At 37.7% G+C, this 18,099-nt stretch carries 17 protein-coding genes and 1 pseudogene; all 18 read right to left on the minus strand.

Annotation, left to right across the window (positions count from 1 at the left end):
- Entirely contained in the window at nt 1–909 is a 909-nt protein-coding gene (locus tag LDM98_RS04780) for a glycosyltransferase family 2 protein (RefSeq protein ID WP_223898206.1), read from the minus strand.
- Nucleotides 906–2,039 (minus strand): glycosyltransferase family 4 protein, encoded by a 1,134-nt coding sequence (locus LDM98_RS04785; RefSeq protein ID WP_223898207.1) that lies wholly within the window; start codon nt 2,037–2,039, stop codon nt 906–908. The genes LDM98_RS04780 and LDM98_RS04785 overlap by 4 nt, the downstream gene beginning before the upstream one ends.
- Entirely contained in the window at nt 2,026–3,390 is a 1,365-nt protein-coding gene (locus LDM98_RS04790) for a hypothetical protein (protein WP_223898208.1), read from the minus strand. The genes LDM98_RS04785 and LDM98_RS04790 overlap by 14 nt, the downstream gene beginning before the upstream one ends.
- A complete protein-coding gene (locus tag LDM98_RS04795) occupies nt 3,377–4,507 on the minus strand; it encodes a glycosyltransferase family 4 protein (protein ID WP_223898209.1) in 1,131 nt (376 codons plus the stop codon). Before LDM98_RS04795 ends, LDM98_RS04790 begins: the two co-directional genes overlap by 14 nt.
- On the minus strand, nt 4,504–5,568 hold the full coding sequence (locus LDM98_RS04800) for an acyltransferase (RefSeq protein ID WP_223898210.1): 1,065 nt from the start codon (nt 5,566–5,568) through the stop codon (nt 4,504–4,506). The genes LDM98_RS04795 and LDM98_RS04800 overlap by 4 nt, the downstream gene beginning before the upstream one ends.
- On the minus strand, nt 5,565–6,995 hold the full coding sequence (locus LDM98_RS04805; protein WP_223898211.1) for a lipopolysaccharide biosynthesis protein: 1,431 nt from the start codon (nt 6,993–6,995) through the stop codon (nt 5,565–5,567). The genes LDM98_RS04800 and LDM98_RS04805 overlap by 4 nt, the downstream gene beginning before the upstream one ends.
- A pseudogene (locus LDM98_RS04810) lies at nt 6,992–8,442 on the minus strand (mannose-1-phosphate guanylyltransferase/mannose-6-phosphate isomerase). The gene LDM98_RS04805 and the pseudogene LDM98_RS04810 overlap by 4 nt, the downstream one beginning before the upstream one ends.
- The gene (locus LDM98_RS04815; protein WP_223898212.1) at nt 8,443–9,483 is read right to left on the minus strand and encodes an SDR family oxidoreductase; all 1,041 of its coding nucleotides are present in this window, start codon (nt 9,481–9,483) and stop codon (nt 8,443–8,445) included. It lies immediately after the preceding pseudogene.
- A complete protein-coding gene (tviB, locus tag LDM98_RS04820; protein ID WP_223898213.1) occupies nt 9,483–10,739 on the minus strand; it encodes a Vi polysaccharide biosynthesis UDP-N-acetylglucosamine C-6 dehydrogenase TviB in 1,257 nt (418 codons plus the stop codon). Before tviB ends, LDM98_RS04815 begins: the two co-directional genes overlap by 1 nt.
- Before the next feature lie 322 nt (nt 10,740–11,061).
- The gene (wecB, locus tag LDM98_RS04825; RefSeq protein ID WP_223899063.1) at nt 11,062–12,222 is read right to left on the minus strand and encodes a non-hydrolyzing UDP-N-acetylglucosamine 2-epimerase; all 1,161 of its coding nucleotides are present in this window, start codon (nt 12,220–12,222) and stop codon (nt 11,062–11,064) included.
- Nucleotides 12,223–12,268: 46 nt separating this feature from the next.
- Nucleotides 12,269–12,766: a helix-turn-helix domain-containing protein gene (locus tag LDM98_RS11765; protein ID WP_223899064.1), complete on the minus strand. Its 498-nt coding sequence runs from the start codon at nt 12,764–12,766 to the stop codon at nt 12,269–12,271.
- 54 nt (nt 12,767–12,820) lie between these two features.
- Nucleotides 12,821–13,675 carry a UTP--glucose-1-phosphate uridylyltransferase GalU gene (gene galU / locus LDM98_RS04835; RefSeq protein WP_374706914.1) on the minus strand — a complete coding sequence of 285 codons (855 nt, stop codon included), beginning with the start codon at nt 13,673–13,675 and terminating at the stop codon, nt 12,821–12,823.
- Nucleotides 13,657–14,679 carry a UDP-glucose 4-epimerase GalE gene (galE, locus tag LDM98_RS04840; protein ID WP_223898215.1) on the minus strand — a complete coding sequence of 341 codons (1,023 nt, stop codon included), beginning with the start codon at nt 14,677–14,679 and terminating at the stop codon, nt 13,657–13,659. The genes galU and galE overlap by 19 nt, the downstream gene beginning before the upstream one ends.
- A gap of 281 nt (nt 14,680–14,960) precedes the next feature.
- Nucleotides 14,961–15,539, minus strand: a complete 579-nt coding sequence (locus tag LDM98_RS04845; RefSeq protein WP_223898216.1) for a hypothetical protein — start codon at nt 15,537–15,539, stop codon at nt 14,961–14,963.
- 12 nt (nt 15,540–15,551) lie between these two features.
- On the minus strand, nt 15,552–15,776 hold the full coding sequence (locus tag LDM98_RS04850) for a hypothetical protein (protein ID WP_223898217.1): 225 nt from the start codon (nt 15,774–15,776) through the stop codon (nt 15,552–15,554).
- 111 nt (nt 15,777–15,887) lie between these two features.
- Complete coding sequence (locus LDM98_RS04855; RefSeq protein ID WP_223898218.1) at nt 15,888–16,610, minus strand: hypothetical protein; 723 nt, start codon at nt 16,608–16,610, stop codon at nt 15,888–15,890.
- Nucleotides 16,611–16,617: 7 nt separating this feature from the next.
- Nucleotides 16,618–17,355, minus strand: coding sequence for a hypothetical protein (locus tag LDM98_RS04860; RefSeq protein ID WP_223898219.1), 738 nt, complete (start codon nt 17,353–17,355; stop codon nt 16,618–16,620).
- A gap of 7 nt (nt 17,356–17,362) precedes the next feature.
- Nucleotides 17,363–18,085 (minus strand): hypothetical protein, encoded by a 723-nt coding sequence (locus LDM98_RS04865; protein WP_223898220.1) that lies wholly within the window; start codon nt 18,083–18,085, stop codon nt 17,363–17,365.
- Nucleotides 18,086–18,099: the final 14 nt, after the last annotated feature.

Genomic DNA, 18,099 nt, shown 5'->3' on the forward strand with positions numbered 1-18,099 from the left:
TTACTCCTTCACTCTGTAATTACCGCATACTGCAGGTTCCAATCCTGATTTTCGTCCAGCTTTTATCCCTTGAATAGTTGCTAGTAAAGGATTCAACGATCTATCAGCTCTTGAGTAAGAAACTCCAAGTAACACCAACCTCATAAATGCTGTCATTCTGTGATACCATTTTAGGTGTCTTGTGATTACCAAACTTCTGTTGTGTGCAAGTCCTCTCATGTATCCGGGGATATCACTTAACACTCTACAACCACCTGTATCTGCAGCTAAATGTAACAGTCTCGCATCTGCTTTAAAAAGTATTTTATAGCTTAACTTTTTTATCCTTAACGACAGGTCTGTCTCTTCATACAAAGCTGCACCTACATTGAGTACCTCATCAACACCATTCACTTTTTCCATAACTTCTTTTCTGACACTAAAGTTCCCACCCGGAACGTGTGAAACGATTTGATCATGTTTGCTGGCAAACCCTCTATGAGGAGTGCATGTCCATGGATGAAAACTCCCTGATGGTTCCCTCGCATCAAGGCCTCTGTGTTGTTCATCTATTCCCCCGCCTACAAGACCAACCTCAGGATCTTCATAACAGCTTGCATGATTTTTAATAAGAAACTCGTTACTTCTTATATCATCATCTATGTATAAAATAATTTCATATTTGGCATTTTGCCAGCCAAAATTTCTTGCCTGAGGCAGACCTTTAAATCCAAGGTTTCTAAAGTATCTTATTTTGCCAGGTGTGTTTTTTACCAGCTCTTCCACCTTTTCGTTGATATTATCTGATTGGTCAACCACAAGGATCTCATATTTTTCAAAATCCTGATGTAGCATGTCATTAATAGAATCATATAAAAACTCATCCCTATTTAAAGTAGGGATTACCACACTTACTCCGAGTTCATTCATACATTTTCCTCTATCGCCTTAAATACTTTTTCACTAAAGTGTTTCCAGGTTGCTTCATTAAGTACTCGCTGTCTGGCTTTCATTCCCTCTTGTTTGAAAACCTGTGGTTCAACTACAAGTTGTTTGAAATAGTGAGCCAATTGATGATAATCATTCCTTTCTATCAGCCAACCACCATTTTGATGCTTGACAGCATCAGGTATACCCCCCTGATTTGAACCGATAGCAGGAATTCCCGAAGACTGCGCTTCTAAAAATACCAGTCCAAATCCTTCAACTGACTTTTGATCTTTTTCCTCTCTGGTACACAAAACAAAAAGATCACTTGCCTGATATACTTTAGGTAGATCATCCTCTTCGATAAATCCATACCAATGGATGTACTGATCAACGTTTAGTTCAATAGCCAGTTTTTTTAACTCTTTCAGATAACTACCTCGACCTATGATACAATAACAGAGCTCATCCAGGGTTTTATGATCTAAAAGTGCCAATGCCCTTAGTACAGCATCATGAGCTTTATGCTTAACGATTCGTGAAGTTGTGAGAATGATCTTTTTATCTATCGGTAAATTTAACTCTTCTCTAACACTTTTTTTATCCTCAACTGGGTAAAACCTCTGTTCATCTACACCTAGTGTACATACTGTAGTATTGACAGTTGGAAACTGCTCTAAAATGGTGTTTTGAGTATAGTGGCTGTTACATATGACTAGTTTGGCTCTTGAGAGTACATATTTTCTCAACCAAGATAAAATAGTGTTTTTGAATGTTTTTTCGCCTTGCATGATATCATTACCATGAGCTAAGACTACCACATTTTTATAGCCTGAAAGTACCGCGATGAGTGCTTCAGGATGCCAGACTCCCGTGATGACCAATGTATCTTTAGGATACTTTCTTAAAAGCTTATAAGATTCAAACTCTTTTAAAAACCTTTTGGGTGAAACCCGCTTTATGGGATATAGATCATCTCTGTATCCTTTTTCTATCTCTCTTTCCTGACTTATCACTTCTACATCCCACCCGTTATGTATAAACTGCTTGACGATCTCATCACAAAGCCTTGATATACCACCCTCTAGTGGTGGAAAGTCATAACTGAAAAATAAAAGTTTATTTTTTATCATCATTCATCCCTAATAGGTTGTCAAACACTTCAACAAAAGATTTTACTTGAGATGAAGAAAGATATCTTTTGTAGTATTCATTTTCAGATTGAAAGTCATCAATAGTTTTTTCCATATGGTCAGTCACTATTTTTATATCGTTATCCAAATTTTTTGTTAAAAAAATACCTTTCCCTGTTTTTTCAAGTTCTTTTTTGGCTTCGCTTGACTCATAAACATCGGAAATCACATATTTCTGTAATGCTATATAATCAACCATCTTAGCAAAATTGCACCACCAAAAATTTTCACCACCTGTTAACAATATACAGCTATGTGCATTTTTGATTTCCTTATAAAGCTCAAGTTGAGGAATATGATCTATAAATTCAATAGCTTGATTTACATATTTGTATTGATCCATATATTTCGATATATTTTTAAAATTGATCTCTTTTCTTCCTATGATTTTAATCTTAAATTGAATATTTTCTTTTTCTACGACATTATCCAAAACTTTAAATATGTAATCATCGTACTTTTCTTGAAATTCACCTACAAATATTAAATACTTTTCTTCATTATCCATTAACCTTGTATCATCAATATACTCATCATCTATTCCGGTAGGTATAAATTGAAATTTATTTGATTGTATATGATATAAATCTTTGAATATTTGTTCATAAGAAGAAGATAATCCGGTGATTTTATCAGCTATATTCATAGATCTTAAATGTAGATTTTTTATATTTTCATCTATCAGTTTATGGTGGGTATTATACCTTTCTCCATATCCAAGAGGATCACGAAAGTCAGAAATCCATTTAATAGCATTTTTTGACTTCAAATTTAAACCTATTTTTAGTACCGAATCAGGATTTGTAGTAGTATAAACTAATTTGATATTATGTTTTTTTATCAGCTCATTAGATACTTTGGTTGCAGGATCCACCCATGTCCAGTAGGCATCAGGTATAGTTTTAAAAAAATTTTGTATATCTGATTTTAATTTTTTTAAAAAGCTGGTTTTTGTTATCCTGTTACTGTCACTATCATTTGAAGAATTCATCTTGATATTTTTCTTCATAGCTTTAAAAGTTCTATCCTTACCACCTAAAGCCATTCTTAAGCCTCTTATTGTGGGCTCTATATATCTTACTCTATGTATCTCTACATCCTCTGTAAGTTCATCTAATAAATTTAGATCTTCATTATAGTTGTAGTTTATATCTGTAGTGACGACAATAGGTTTATAACCATATTGAGGCAAATATTTCACAAGTTTATGCACTCTAAACATCGCGGCATGTGACTGGGGTGCAAAAAAGGGCGCGATGATCAAAATAGGGATTTTCTTATTTGAATTCATTGATACAACTTTTGTAATATTTGATATTTTCTTTTAACTTTTCTTCTATATTAAAATATTTTACTATATCTTTTCTATTTTCAATTCCAATATACTCTGTATCATTACTATCCAATAGAGAAAGAATTTTTTCTGCTACATCTATGATATTGTCAGGGTCAATTATCTCTAAATGATGTGCAACTTTTTTCAACTCTTCCCCTGAAGTTCTATTTGAATAAATGGTTGGTAATTTCAAAGCCATTGCTTCCAAAGGTGCCAAACTAAATGCTTCTGCATAAGACGGATAAATGGCCACATCTGACTCTACCAACATTGCCTCCATTGACTCTTTCGACACATGCCCTGTAAACTCGAGTAAATCATGATACTGTTTATCTACCAAACTGTAAATCTTTTCTTTTATCGAGATACCATCTTCGAAGGTATCTTTCCCTATAAACCTTAGTTTTGCTTCAGGCCTTTTCTCTTTTACCATGTTCCACGCTTTCGCAAGGGAGAGTACCCCTTTTTTACGCATCAGTGAACCGCTAAAACTCACTAGATAGTTTTTTGTAAACTCTTTTTTACATCTATTTTCATCCGGTATTTTGACCCCGTTGTAAATCGTTGTAATATTTTTATCTAAGTTAAATATCTTTTTGGTCTTTTGCGCAGTATAGTCACTGACGGAACAGATATAGTCTGATTTTTGCAATGCTCTTTTTTCGATCAGAAATGTTAACTTCGAAACTCTAGTACCCATCTCTTTTGCAAAATAGGTGACTGAACCATGTAGTCTTATGATCACAGGTATCGTCAACTTTGGCCAGAATGCTGATACCCCTTCAAAATCGACAGATTCAACTATGTCTAGGTCTTCTTCTTTGATCAAACTTTTTATTTGATATCCTAGTCTAGTGCTATTGGTAAAAAATGCCGTTTTACCTCCCCATGACTTAAGTCTTACCACCCTGACACCTTCTATCTCTTTATCTTCTTCTATATCAGGATAGATACCTACTACTATAACACGATGCCCGCTTTTTCTCAGTGAAGTAGCCAACTCATAAGTAAAAGTACCTATACCTCCACATTTATAGGGAGGATATTCATTACATACTAAACAGATATTCATACTGTATACTCTTTTTTGGAAAATTTTAACGAGCAATATTTTTTACTCCAGTCTATACATGGCTTTTCTATTAAGTGATAACAGAGCACTGGTAATACTAATAAACTAGCTAAAAAGACTGTCCATCCTAAAAAGGTTGCTCCAAATAATTCAAAACCAAGATAAATAGCAAGCATATGCGTAAGATAAATTCCATATGAATACTTTGAGATAATTTCAGTAAGTTTTTTTAGCCAGTGCCCATAATTATCATTCATGAGTACCAAAGTAAATCCAATTAGTATTGCACTAAACACTTGTATAAAAAAATGATAATTAATCATTCTGGCAAATAAAATAATTACGATAACTACCAAAATATATTGGGACGGAATGATCTTTCCTTCGTATTCTTTTTGCGCGTAATAAGCACCCACTCCAGGTATGAAACATAACCCCCATTTGGCATAGTCTGGAATTTGTATATATAGTAACAACTTATTCACAGAATCAACTTTCGTTTTAAGCACAAAAAAAAGCAAAAGAAGAATGAAAAACAAAAAAATCATTTTCCATTTTGTATCTGTATCCTTGATATAATAAAACAATATAGGAAGAAAAAAATACATTTGAAACTCATAGGGCAAGCTCCATAATGGCCCTAAAATATCTGGCGGTATAGTAAAGTTTTGGATGAGTAACAAATTTTGAATAAAACCACTAAAAGATATTTCCGGATAACGAAAATATATTCCATTTTCAAAATAAGAAGGAACTTGTGTCAAATAATAGAATAGAACCACAATAAGAGATAATGGATAAATACGGAAAAATCTTCTCAGCATAAAGTCCGTATATAAATGTTCACTTTTTTCCCTTAGTCTTTCCAATGACATCATAAGTACATAGCTTGTTAACACAAAAAAGATTGCTACACCTGTGCTTCCCAATAAACTAGGTTCAAAAACTCCCAAAAAAACTGGATTTCCCCACCAAAGTAAGGTATGTGCTACTACAACCAAAAGTACTGCTACTGAACGCCATAAATCAACTAATGAATACATATAAGGTTGGTGGGTCATTTAGAGTCCTTGGTGAATATAATTAAATTTTTTAACTTGTTTTTGTAAATCACATATAAAAAAGTAATATACAGACAAAGTACTGTTGTCGCTTTCAAAAGGATAATTAAATAGCTATTCTCTAAACTCAAATATATATCCATACTTTTAACAAGTATGAAAGTAAGAACTCCGGAACCTAGTATCGGCAAAAGAGGTGCAAAACTTTCTTTCACATGAATATCAGCTGCTTCATGTGCTTTTCTCAGTCCTACGTATACAAAAATCAATCCCATCACGATCGAATATGATATTGCAACACCTATTGCTCCCCATTGAACTCCCACTAAGAAAGCAACACTCAAAATAATAGAGGAAACCACTCCCCAATGAAACATCTCCTTGCTTTTCCCAATCGCAGTATAAACCCAACCCATAGTGTTATATAAAGGTTGTGTTATCGCTGCGATAGACAATATTTGCAATAATTGAACACTTCCTTCCCAGTTCGGACCATAAAAAAGTAATATAGGATCTTCAGGGAACAATAAAAAATAACCAGTGATAGGAAGCGTAACCACAAAGATCATACGTAAAACATTGGCATAAACTTCTTGAAATTTGTCAGGATCATCCTGTACTTTGGCTAATACGGATACCATTAACCCTGTAAGTGCACCGGTGATCAACATACTCGGCAAAAACATCAGAAAGTAGGCTTTGGTATAAAGTGCCAATTCTACTGCTCCAACAAACTTCCCGATCAATACATTATCGAGGTTTCTTGCAAAATAATTCACTATACCGAAACCAATAAGTCCAACACCAAAATGCATCATTGGTTTTATCGGTGTTTTAAACTGATATAACCCTATCGGCATTTTTGCCATCATGATTAGTAAAATACACTGGACAAATGCTTTAACAAGTGCCAGAATAACCAAGGACCAATATCCATAGTCAAAATATGCTGCGGCTATCGCAGATACCCCACCGATAGTTGTGGATAAAAGATTGATAATAGTGATTTTTTTAAACTCTAACTCTCTTTTCATCCACATCAGAAATGGTGTAGATAGTCCAGTAAGCACAAAGACAAATCCCAGTGCTTTCAAAACGTCTTCTACTTCCGGTGTCTGATAAAAACTACTGACATAAGGTGCACTAATCCAGGTCAATATCCACAACATCAATCCGAGCGATACATTGACCCATGATAGGTTAATCACTGCTTCATGCCTAATGTACTTTTCCCTTACAATAGACCACACTATCCCACCATCTGCAAAAATGATAAAAAAAGCTGTAATAGTCTGTGCTTGATTTACGATTCCATATTCATAAGGCAAAACCATACGGGCAAGAAAAATGGTAAAGATTAGAGATAGCCCATAGTTTGCAAATTGTGATAATATAGACCAGAAAATATTTGAATTAAAGTTTTTCATGATTCTCGTTCAAAATCATCTTCAAATCTTACAATATCGTCTTCTCCAACATATTCACCCACCTGTGCTTCAATCATAATTAGTGGTATTTTTCCCATATTCTCAAGGCGGTGGATCTCGCCCATAGGGATATAGGTCGATTCGTTGGTACGTACCGTGTACTCTTTGGTCCCATTTACCACCAGTGCGGTACCGCTTACGACGATCCAGTGTTCAGAACGATGATGATGCTTCTGTAGGGAAAGACGTTTGCCTGGTTTGACCACGATACGTTTGACCTTATAACCGTTTGACTCGTCTAGTATCGTGTAGGTCCCCCATGGCCTGTGTGCTGTAACATAGATATTTGGGAGTTCAGAATTTTCTTCTTTGAGTCTTTTGACTACCTCTTTGACCTTTTGGGGTGAACCTTTTTTAGAAATAAGCAATGCATCTGCTGTGTCAATGATAATAAGATCATCCACATCGATAGTTGCTACCTGCTTAGGTGAAAGGACCAAGTTATTGGTAGAATCTATACTGATCACATTATCGCTTGACTCTATCTCTTCATCTAAAGATTCAAAGCTTCCAAGGTCGCTCCAGGCAATGTCTGAAGGGATCACTTTTACCTTGTCACTTTCTTCCATCACAACATAGTCTATACTGTCTTCCGGAATTGCACTCATACATTCGTGCATAATCCGTAATTGGTGATCCGTAATTGGTATTTTGTTTTCAAAAGCAATTTTTGAAGCTTCATAGATCTCAGATGAATACTTTTTTAACTCTTCAAGGAAGACACCTGCTTTAAAACAGTACATCCCGGAGTTCCAGTAGAACTTTAGTGCTAAGTGTTCAACGCTAAGTGCTACGTTTTCAGCAAGATAGCCTTGGGCTGTTTTGAAATCAGGTTTTTCTTTAAAAGAAACAACATCCAATCCATCATTCGTAGCACGTAACCCGTAATCCGTAGCACTTCTTTCAGGCTCTGCCTGAATATACCCAAATCCTGTCTCCGGATAGTGTGGTGTGATACCAAACGTCACAAGATTATTTGCCTGCGCTAAAGCCTTTGCTTTACTGATAGCTTCAAGATAGGCTATCTCATTTTTTATAAGATGATCTGAAGGTGTCACCAGTACGATCTCTTTAGGATCCAGAGCCAAACAGGCAAGCGCTATGGCCGGTGCTGTGTTACGACCTACCGGTTCAAGAAGATATTGTGATCGGTGATGAGCGATTAGTGATTTGTTTGCCATAAGCTCTTCTATCTGGTCCACAGCAAGAAAGTACTGTTCCTCATTGGAGACGATGAGCTGTGCATCACAGGCTTTTTGGTTACGCTGGACTGTCTTTTGAAAAAGAGATTCACCCTCAAAAGCTTGACAAACTGTTTTGGCATAAGTGTACGACTAAGCGGCCAAAGTCGTGTACCGTTACCCCCACATAAGATTATGTTTGTCATTTATTTACTATTTCTTCCAATACTGTCTATATACCACTCGATAGCCTCTTCCATCCCCTGATAGATATCATGTGTTGGAGCATACCCTACAAAGTTCTGTGCTTTTGAAATGTTGGCATTGGAGTGACGAATATCCCCTGCTCTAAAATCACGGTAAATGGCTTCTTTTTCAGTAAAAGAAGATATGTGAGCATTTAATTCTTTGTTGATAAGTGCATAAAGTTCGTTAAGTGTGTTTCTTCCGCCTACTGCAACGTTGAACGCTTCACCGAATGCTTCTGTGTTGTCTGTGGTTCCTGCAAGGAGGTTCATCTGTATTACGTTGTCTATGTAGGTGAAGTCACGGCTGGTTTCTCCATCACCGTTGATGTACACATCTTCACCTTCAAGAAGCGAACCAACCCACTTAGGGATGACCGCAGCATAAGCACCATTTGGGTCTTGACGACGTCCAAACACATTGAAATAGCGAAGCCCCAGTGTCTCCATCCCATAAGTACGTTTAAATACACCTGCGTAAAGTTCATTGGTCATTTTCATCGCTGCATACGGGGAGAGAAGATTACCCGTACGTTCCTCTACTTTGGGAAGTTCCTGTGAATCACCGTAGACAGAACTTGAAGATGCATAGACAAAACGCTTGATGCCTGCATCTTTGGCTGCGGTGAGCATATTGAGAAAGCCCGTCACATTGGAGCGGTTGGAAGTCACAGGATCATCGATAGAGCGTGGTACAGAACCAAGGGCTGCTTGATGTAAAACGATGTCCACTCCTTCACATACCTTTACGCAGGTGTCAAAATCAGCGATGTCACCTTCGATGAAAGTAAAGTTCTTCGCAGCCTCTTCACCTACCTGACCCAATACATCATCGATATTATGCTGATACCCTGTAGAAAAGTTATCTAACCCCACTACCTTTTGGTTATGTTTGAGTAAGAACTCTGCTAAATTCGAACCGATGAAACCGGCATTACCAGTGACAAGCCATGTTTTCTGTTCTGTTTTAAAATTTTCTAATAATTGTTCAAATGCAGTCATTAAAGCTTCCCGTCACTTTTTTCAAGTTTTGATTTAATGTCATACACTACAGTATCATTTCCATTTCTAATGGCTTCTATATCAAGTGCATCAAATTTATCATGAGCTACCGCTAAAACAATTGCATCATATGTTGAATTGAGAGAATCGATAAGATCTAATCCATATTCACGCTTCACTTCTTCAGGATCAGCCCATGGGTCATACACTTCAACAGTTGTTCCAAACTCTTGAAGTTCTCTGATCACATCGATCACACGAGAGTTTCTAATGTCTGGACAGTTCTCTTTAAAGGTGATCCCTAAAACTAATACTTTTGCACCAAAGATCTTATGTTCTTTCTGGATCATCAGTTTGAGTACCTGGTTGGCTACATACATTCCCATGTTGTCATTGAGACGGCGTCCTGCAAGGATGATCTCAGGGTTATACCCTACCTCCTGTGCCTTGTGTGTCAAGTAGTATGGATCAACACCGATACAGTGTCCACCTACTAGCCCTGGACGGAAAGGAAGGAAATTCCACTTCGTTCCTGCGGCTTGGAGTACTGCTTCTGTGTCGATGCCAAGTTTGTTGAAGATGATCGCAAGTTCATTGACAAAAGCAATGTTAATGTCACGTTGAGAGTTTTCGATAACCTTTGCCGCTTCTGCGACTTTGATGGAAGGAGCTAAGTGTGTACCTGCAGTGATCACGCTTGCATAAAGCTCATCTACCTTTTGGCCTATCTCAGGTGTAGAACCGGAAGTAACTTTAAGTATCTTAGTCACCGTATGTTCTTTGTCACCCGGGTTGATACGCTCAGGAGAATACCCACAGAAGAAATCTTCATTGAATTTCAATCCAGAGAACTTTTCAAGTACCGGTACACAGTCTTCTTCTGTCGCTCCAGGATACACGGTAGACTCGTAAATGACAATGTCATCTTTTTTAAGTACTTTACCGATGGACTCACTGGCTTTAAGTAGTGGTGTGAGGTCAGGACGTTTATGCTCATCGATAGGTGTTGGCACAGTCACCACATAGACGTTACAGTCAGCTATCTCATCTAAAACATTCGTAAATTTCATACCATTTGCCAATGCTTCATTGACTTGATCTTCATTGAGTTCCAACGTGCGGTCTACACCGGAGTTAAGCTCATCGATACGCCACTGGGCGATGTCAAATCCGACTACCTCGTATTTCTCCGAAAATGCATGTGCCAAAGGCAAACCTACGTAACCAAGTCCGATAACCGCTATCTTATATGACATATTAATAATTCCTTATTTAAATAGATGATATTCTACCAAAAAGGCAGTTAGAACCTAATGACCTGATACCCAAAACAAATACCCATCTCTTATAAAGATGAGTTTATATTATATTAAAAAGATGTTATATTTTGTATCACTTACTAATTAGTTTCAAGAGTGCAAGTATCAGAAGTACCTTCTGATATTTTAGTGACAAAGTGAATTCTGATACAGAATTCATAGAGTACGTAATATAAGCCAATGAATAAGGATATATTAAAAATATACTCCTAAGATTCTATGTCCCGTTTCCTCATGCTAAAATGATATTCTTTATGTTTTACCTCTGTATGGAACTGTTCATTTTTAAAAATTCTATAACTTTTTGACATGCATGTCCATCCCCATACGGATTACTGGCTTGACTCATCTTTGCATATGCCTTTTGATCGTCTATAAGTTCTTGAGCCTCTTTGATTATGAGCTCAGTATCTGTTCCAACAAGTTTAACCGTACCTGCTTCTAATGCTTCGGGACGTTCAGTCGTATCTCTCATGACTAACACTGGCTTGCCTAAAGAAGGGGCTTCCTCCTGCACTCCGCCACTGTCTGTAATGATGAAATAGGACTTCTCCATCATATAGATAAACTGTTCATACTGCAATGGTGGTATGAGATAGATGTTTGGTACATCTGAAAGCAGTTCTTTGACCGGTTTTTGCACATTAGGATTTAAATGTACAGGATAGACGATATCGATATCTGGATTGGAAAGTGCGATCTCTTTCAGTGCATTGCAGATATTGATAAAACCTTGACCGTGATTCTCGCGGCGGTGTCCCGTCACGAGAATCAATTTTGAATTTTGAATGTTGAATGTTGAATTGTTCACTGCTTTATCGATTGTTTTAATGATCTCTTGTTCTAATGTTTGATCATTTCTAATCTTCGCTAGAGCCAAAAAAAGTGCGTCGATGACCGTATTGCCGGTGACTTCTATACTTCGTTCATCCACATTCTCTTTAAGCAAATTCTCTTTAGATGTGGCAGTCGGTGCAAAGTGATAGGCAGTGATCTGTGAGGTGAGTTTACGGTTGGCTTCTTCTGGCCACGGGGAGTAAATATCTCCCGTTCTAAGCCCCGCCTCAATGTGAGCAACTTTGATCTGCTGATAAAAGGCTGCCAAAGCCGCAGTAAAGGTCGTCGATGTGTCACCATGGACAAAAACTACATCAGGTTTATACTCTTCAAGTACAGGCTTCAACCCGAGAAGCACATTAGATGTCACATCATAAAGGTCCTGCCCTGGCTTCATGATGTCTAGATCGTAATCAGGCACAATCTCAAAGAGTTCAAGCACCTGGTCAAGCATCTCTCTATGCTGCGCAGTCACACATACTTTGGTTTCAAAAGTATCAGAATGTTTCTGAAACTCTTTGACCAGCGGTGCCATTTTTATGGCTTCGGGACGGGTGCCAAAAACGATAAGAATTTTTTTCATGAAAAAATACTTTGGATTTTGGCGTATGGTGTTAAGAAGTTTTGGATCATTTGACATGATACCCTCCTGTCTTTGGACTACCTCTAAACTCTATTTTATCTTCATCTTTACGTTGTTTGATATCTCTCTCTACACTTCGCAATGGTATATTTATAGATTCGCTTATTTGCTTCGCACTTATGTTTTGGTTTTGTGAGATGAAAGCATATACTTCTTTTACTCCGCCACTTACTCCCTCAATACTTTTATAAAAAATATTTTTCATGAAATTTTGAGATATTTTGAAGCTTTCTTTGCCATACACCTTTAAAATCCTATCGAGTCCGGAACCAAAATGTTCGACTATCACTTCAAAAAGCCCAAGACATGAGGGTGAGATGTTATGCTTGAGTTTATCTTTTATTTTGAGCTGTATTTCATCAGTGTTTGAAAGTCCGATAACTTTTCCACCATTACTGATACCAAGATAAATATTGCCGCCCTCTTTGGAGTTTAAAAAAGCGACGACCTCTTTTCCAAAACCGTCCGCAAGCGTTTTTTTTATACTCTACTCTATGCGATTCACTCAACTCACTTCCTCAAATACCATGCGATCGTCTCATTTTTCTGAAACCTTTTGGGCATCATAAAAATAATTTGTCGCTTCGACAAACCCATCTACAGAACCACAGTCAAATCTTTGCCCCTTGAATTTATAGGCAATGACTTTACCGTTCTTAGCCTGCTCAAGAAGGGCATCGGTGATCTGAATCTCTCCGTTTTTACCCGGTTTGGTTTCTCTAAGGATGTCAAAGATGTCTGGTGTAAGAATGTAACGCCCGATAATGGCCATGTTGGTAGGTGCATCTTTTGGATCTGGTTTTTCAACCATATCTGTCACTCTATAGGTATCGTCAGTATTATCGACCAGGTTTCCGGCTATGACACCGTACTTATGCGTCTGATCCATAGGCACTTCTTCTATGGCTATGATGGAGCATTGGTATTTTTCATAGACCTTTATCATCTGCTTGAGTACACCATCGTTTTCATTGGTACAGAGATCATCTGCCAGGATCACGGCAAAGGGTTCATTCCCTATAAGTGTTTCACCTGTAAGGATCGCATGCCCCAAACCTTTCATCTCTACCTGTCTGGTGTAGGAGAAAGTACATTGGCTGATGAGAGCACAGATCTCATCAAGAAGATGTTCCTTGCTTGTACCCTTGATCTGGTGTTCAAGTTCATACATGATATCAAAATGGTCTTCTATGGCACGTTTACCGCGCCCTGTGATGATAGCCATTGTGTTGAGACCCGCTTCCAGTGCTTCTTCCACCCCGTACTGGATGAGCGGTTTGGTGAGGACTGGCAGCATCTCTTTGGGTGTCGCTTTAGTTGCCGGAAGGAAACGGGTACCGTAACCTGCTGCAGGGAATAGACATTTTTTGATTTTCATATTTTTTTCTCCCATTCTAATGTGGTTTGACAGATGACTTCCAGGTCATCATAGCGCGGTTGCCAATGCATGGCATTTTTGATCTTTGTATTGTCAGAGATGAGGATGGCAGGGTCACCTGCGCGTCTTTCTTTGATCTCCACTGTGAAATCAACACCGGAGACTTTTTTCATGGTATCGATGACCTCTTTGACTGAGAAGCCTCGACTGTACCCTACGTTAAACACATCACTTTCATGCGCTTCAAGATACGCCAAAGCCTCTATATGCGCCTGGGCAAGGTCCACCACATGGATGTAGTCACGGATGCCCGTACCATCAGGAGTAGGATAGTCCTCTCCAAAGATATACATTTTGTCACGTTTGCCTGTGGCAGCTTCTGCCGCTACTTTGATGAGCAGTGTCGCATTTTCAGTGGACTGACCTATGCGACCATCAGGATCAGAACCCGCTACATTGAAATAGCGCAGTGCGGCATACTTGAAGTCATCATTGGCAAAGGCGGTGTCTTTGAGCACTCTTTCACTCATGAGCTTGCTCATCCCGTAAGGATTGATAGGCTCTGTCGGATCACTCTCTTTCAGCCCGGTCTCCAAGTTCACAACCGTTGCATCAGGCTCTCCGTAGGTGGCTGCAGTGGAGGAGAAGATGAATTTTTTGACCCCATTTTCTGTGGCATACTTGATCAGATTGGCTGTATTGGCAGTGTTATTGAGATAGTACTTTAAAGGGTTTTCCACACTTTCCGGTACGACAAGAGAAGCAGCAAAATGGATAATAGCATCGAAATGATTTTCGTTCATGATCTTTTCGATCTTCTTAAAATCTGAAAGGTCTTCTTTGATGAAATTTAGGTTTACACCATTTTCTTTTGCAATGGTTGCTAAGGTATCAACAGTCTTCTGAAAGCCTGTCACAAGATTATCTAAAATGGTGATCTCGTGATCGCTGTTTTCAAGCAGTAATTTGACCACATGGCTGCCGATGTACCCCGCTCCACCTGTCACTAAAATCTTCATGAGTTATTTCCTTGATGGTATCTATTGAATGGAAGTATTATAGCAAAATGGAGTTAGACTCCAATGACCTGACACGCAAAACAAACACCCATCTCTTTATAAAGACGAAATTGTACTAAAAAGATGTCATATTTGTGTCATATTATATCCCTCGTCATTCTCGACTCGGCCGGGAATCTACACAGTGATTATGCTCATTTGCATGTGGACCCCATGTACCCATAGAAAATGGCCCTTAGAATGAAAGCACTAGGAGACGATGGACAGGGTATGGTGTATCTTTATGGGGCCAACTGTACGATATCCCTCACTGTTACCTTAGAGATCACATCGATGTGACCACGTTCATCCTCCAGATTTGCTTTTTCTTCACCTGCTTTTGTAAACATCGCAAGCTCGTTGAGTGTCTTACCGAAGATGCCATCTTTAAAAGGCTTCAGCTCTTTTTGCGTATTGGTGTAGACAACAGTATCGCCTTTACGTATCGTTATCGTTCTGTCTATGGCCGGAGCACTGACTGATACCGATCCCATGTTAAAATTACGCAGATAATTGAACTCTAGATCCAGAGTCAGGCACGATGGTGTACCTTGACAAGATCTCCCTGCCTGTTTCAGATATTTTTCTATATCCTCTTTAAAGAATCCAGCCAACTCTTTTGCATCCGGATAGTGCTTTTCTTCTTCGCTATAGTCATAGAAAACATGATCGGCCAATGTGACATTCATCTGCCCAACCTGATACCCTTCTGCACTTTTCAGTGTCTGTTTTGCTTCTGTACTTGGGGATGAGCCTGCACATCCAGAGAGTCCCAAAAGTACCACCGTTACCGCTACCCATTTCATTGAATTTTTAACCATTATTTTCTCCTGTTATTGTATGACTATATTTTGATTTGTAATACGGTTGAACTCTGAGAGTGTCATGAGCCTGTTTTGATAATAGACATATCCTTTAGGTGGCGTGATACCTTTGTCTCCACATCCTATGGAACAGGGGTAGATCGTGGTGTCTTTATAATACGAAGCACATCCCTGCAAGAGCAGTACTACAGATAATGTACCTATACCAATGATTATTTTCAATTGTTTTTTCATTCTTTCTCCTTTATTTTTATTTAACTTTATCTTTCAACTACACGCTCTTTAATCCTCTGATATTCAACATATTTTCCTACCTACCTCCCCTCTCCTTTGATTTATTTTTCATTACCACTCGTCTTTGATGTAGAGACTGTCAAGCATTCTTTTGGCTCTGCTTTTTAGATCTTTGTAGGTGTATTCTTTGGCCAGGATTTTGTATTTGGCTGGGAGGTTTGGGGATTTGGTATAGAGCAGTTTTATGTTTACACTTTTATATTTCGTATGAGAAGGATTGAATTTATAACAGTCATATACATTAAATCTTATTCCACTGCCTTGTCTCCTTATAAATTCCGAAACCTCACATGTATAATTTTCCTTACCATGGTATTCTATTCTTAACTTATCTTTATTGGTTACTTTTCTATGTGTAAAAATATATCTTAAATCTTTATTCTCAATCGCTCTCTGCATCTTCCCATACTCTCCAACCCGAGAGGAAATATTGATGGCGTAGCCAAGTAGGTTACCAATTTTTTTATTATCAGGATTATCCATACCAATACCTATACCTCCATAGATATAAGCTCCATTCCATCCACTCATCTTACTCCAATCTCTTTCTTTGGTTAAAGGCATAGTAAAAGAGTAGTCCTTATGCTGCATCACGTATCCGTTAGCTCTATAAGATGATGAAAATGCAAAGAATTGTGGGGGTTTATTTCCAGACGTGGCTATTAAGGCTTTGTCTATGGCATTACTTAATGTATGGGATGGCGTATTTGAATTACAACCAGATAGAGTAAAAAGCATTATAGCTACCAAGCCTATCTTAAAGTATTTTTTCATTGATCTTCTACCACTCGTCCTTGATGTAGAGACTGTCGAGCATTCTTTTGGCCCTCTTTTGCAGATCTTTATAGGTGTATTCTTTGGCTAAATGTTTGTATTTTTCTGGTAGGTTTGGGGATTTGGTGTAGGTTAGAGTTATGCTTACACTTTTATATTTATTACGAATAGTATTAAATTTATAACAACCATAGCTTTGAGTGATAGTACCTGGTACTAAAGTTTTAGGATTAATGACTTCATTAACGATACATGGATAATTCTCTTTCCCATGTGTTTCATAATACGTTTTTGAATTTTTCGAATATTGATATTTTTTACGTACATTCTCTATATATGACTTATCTCTTGTCTCTATTGCTTTGGCTCTTTCTCCATACTCCCCAACGGAAGAGGAAACATTTATGGCGTAACTCAATAAGTCACCATATTCTAATGCATCTTTAAAATACAATATAAGCTCTGCTCCCTGAAAATCCTCCACTCCCCGCCAACCACTCATTTTAACCCAGTCTTTTTGATAAGTTGTTGGAGCATTCATTTTGTAATTCTTATTAGAAAAATACCATCTATTGATATATTCTGGTCCTGTAAAATGAAAACGGCTTGCAGGTTTATTCCCAGATGTTACTACTAAGGCTTTGTCTATGGCATCACTTAAAGCATGGGATGCAGTATTTGAATTACAACCAGATAGCGTAATCCATATTATAGCTACCAAGCCTATCTTAAAGTATTTTTTCATTGATCTTCTACCACTCGTCCTTGATGTAGAGGCTGTCAAGCATTCTTTTGGCCCTGTTTTGCAGGTCTTGGTAAGTGTATTCTTTGGCTAAGTGTTTGTATTTGGCTGGGAGATTTGGGGCTTTCGTGTAGATGAGTTTTATGTTCACACTTTTATATTTAGTATGAGAAGGATTGAATTTGTAACAGGTATAGCCAATGAATTTATTACTTTTATATTTTTGTTTAGTATATTCCATAACTTTACAAACATAATTCTCCTTTCCATGATATTCTATTCTTAATTTATCATTTGTATCTATACGGATATGAGATCTTATATATTCCAAATCTTTATTCTCAATCGCTCTTTGCATCTCCCCATACTCTCCAATAGAAGATGAGACGTTAATAGCGTAGCTAAATAAGTCACCGTATTCTAATACATCCTTAAAATACAATACAAGTTCTGTTCCCTGAAAATCTTCTACTCCCTGCCAACCACTCATTTTAATCCAATCTTTTTGATATGTTGATGGAGCATTCATTTTATAATTCTTATTGGAAAAATACCATCTATTGATATATTCTGGTCCTGTAAAATGAAAACGGCTTGCAGGTTTATTCCCAGATGTTACTACTAAGGCTTTGTCTATGGCATCACTTAAAGCATGGGATGCAGTATTTGAATTACAACCAGATAGAACGGACCATGCTATAATCAAAAAAGTTATTTTTAATTGTTTTTTCATAAATTTATATCCTT

It is taken from the genome of Sulfurovum sp. TSL1 (assembly GCF_019972135.1).
Classification (GTDB): Bacteria; Campylobacterota; Campylobacteria; order Campylobacterales; family Sulfurovaceae; genus Sulfurovum.

Bases quoted from the DNA above. Each gene is read 5' to 3' on its own strand.
- LDM98_RS04780 (WP_223898206.1), bottom strand. From the start codon at position 909: ATGAATGAACTCGGAGTAAGTGTGGTAATCCCTACTTTAAATAGGGAT.
- LDM98_RS04785 (WP_223898207.1), bottom strand. From the start codon at position 2,039: ATGATAAAAAATAAACTTTTATTTTTCAGTTATGACTTTCCACCACTA.
- LDM98_RS04790 (WP_223898208.1), bottom strand. From the start codon at position 3,390: ATGAATTCAAATAAGAAAATCCCTATTTTGATCATCGCGCCCTTTTTT.
- LDM98_RS04795 (WP_223898209.1), bottom strand. From the start codon at position 4,507: ATGAATATCTGTTTAGTATGTAATGAATATCCTCCCTATAAATGTGGA.
- LDM98_RS04800 (WP_223898210.1), bottom strand. From the start codon at position 5,568: ATGACCCACCAACCTTATATGTATTCATTAGTTGATTTATGGCGTTCA.
- LDM98_RS04805 (WP_223898211.1), bottom strand. From the start codon at position 6,995: ATGAAAAACTTTAATTCAAATATTTTCTGGTCTATATTATCACAATTT.
- LDM98_RS04815 (WP_223898212.1), bottom strand. From the start codon at position 9,483: ATGACTGCATTTGAACAATTATTAGAAAATTTTAAAACAGAACAGAAA.
- tviB (WP_223898213.1), bottom strand. From the start codon at position 10,739: ATGTCATATAAGATAGCGGTTATCGGACTTGGTTACGTAGGTTTGCCT.
- wecB (WP_223899063.1), bottom strand. From the start codon at position 12,222: ATGAAAAAAATTCTTATCGTTTTTGGCACCCGTCCCGAAGCCATAAAA.
- galU (WP_374706914.1), bottom strand. From the start codon at position 13,675: ATGGGAGAAAAAAATATGAAAATCAAAAAATGTCTATTCCCTGCAGCA.
- galE (WP_223898215.1), bottom strand. From the start codon at position 14,679: ATGAAGATTTTAGTGACAGGTGGAGCGGGGTACATCGGCAGCCATGTG.
- LDM98_RS04845 (WP_223898216.1), bottom strand. From the start codon at position 15,539: ATGGTTAAAAATTCAATGAAATGGGTAGCGGTAACGGTGGTACTTTTG.
- LDM98_RS04850 (WP_223898217.1), bottom strand. From the start codon at position 15,776: ATGAAAAAACAATTGAAAATAATCATTGGTATAGGTACATTATCTGTA.
- LDM98_RS04855 (WP_223898218.1), bottom strand. From the start codon at position 16,610: ATGAAAAAATACTTTAAGATAGGCTTGGTAGCTATAATGCTTTTTACT.
- LDM98_RS04860 (WP_223898219.1), bottom strand. From the start codon at position 17,355: ATGAAAAAATACTTTAAGATAGGCTTGGTAGCTATAATATGGATTACG.
- LDM98_RS04865 (WP_223898220.1), bottom strand. From the start codon at position 18,085: ATGAAAAAACAATTAAAAATAACTTTTTTGATTATAGCATGGTCCGTT.